We start from the raw sequence: 604 nt of genomic DNA, 5'->3' as shown, positions 1-604 counted from the left end.
GGGTCTGTAGCTCGCGGACGATGCGGTAGAGGCTCAGGCCGGCGTGGTGTCTCGATGCTCGATCACCCGATCTCAGCCGACGCTCTCGCGGAGATGGGGCGATGCGATCGCCCCGTGACCGTCGACGATCTCGTCGCGAGCGCCTACGTGCTCAACACGACCCCCGCGGTGCTGCTGTCGCACATCCCTATCGACATGCGGGAGCCCCGAGGGGCCTTTCGCCACGGGGCTCCCGAGTGACGTCGACCCAACCGAGCTCCGTGCCTGGATCGAGGGGAAGACCACGCTCGACCGCGAGTCGCGGGTGCGCTGGTGGGAAGAGTGGGCTGGCCGCCTCAGGGTCCCGTCAGCACACCACGGGGAACGGCTGCAGGGAGCGTACGCAGAGCTGAGTGAACTCGGCGACCTGGCAGTCCAAGAAGCAGATGCCCCGCCCGTGCAGCGTCTGCAGTGGCGCATCCAGGACGGCGAGCAGGCGCTCAATCAGTCCGAGGTCGCGCTAGCGCTGACTGAGCATCGGCTCGACAACCTCCGAGAAGGCACCTGACAGACGGTCCCGGTCCGCCAAAGTCACCTATCCATAGGTTATTTTGACTGGCCTTCT

1 protein-coding gene is annotated in these 604 nt (G+C 66.2%); it reads left to right on the top strand.

Features of this window, described 5'->3' with window-relative positions; genetic code table 11:
* Nucleotides 1-114: 114 nt before the first annotated feature.
* Nucleotides 115-240, top strand: a complete 126-nt coding sequence (locus tag E0F75_RS40280; RefSeq protein WP_267500099.1) for a hypothetical protein — start codon at nt 115-117, stop codon at nt 238-240.
* Nucleotides 241-604 lie beyond the last annotated feature (364 nt).

It is taken from the genome of Streptomyces sp. CB02980 (assembly GCF_014451325.2).
In the GTDB taxonomy this organism is placed as follows: domain Bacteria; phylum Actinomycetota; class Actinomycetes; order Streptomycetales; family Streptomycetaceae; genus Streptomyces.
This window is presented reverse-complemented; position numbering and strand designations above follow the sequence as displayed.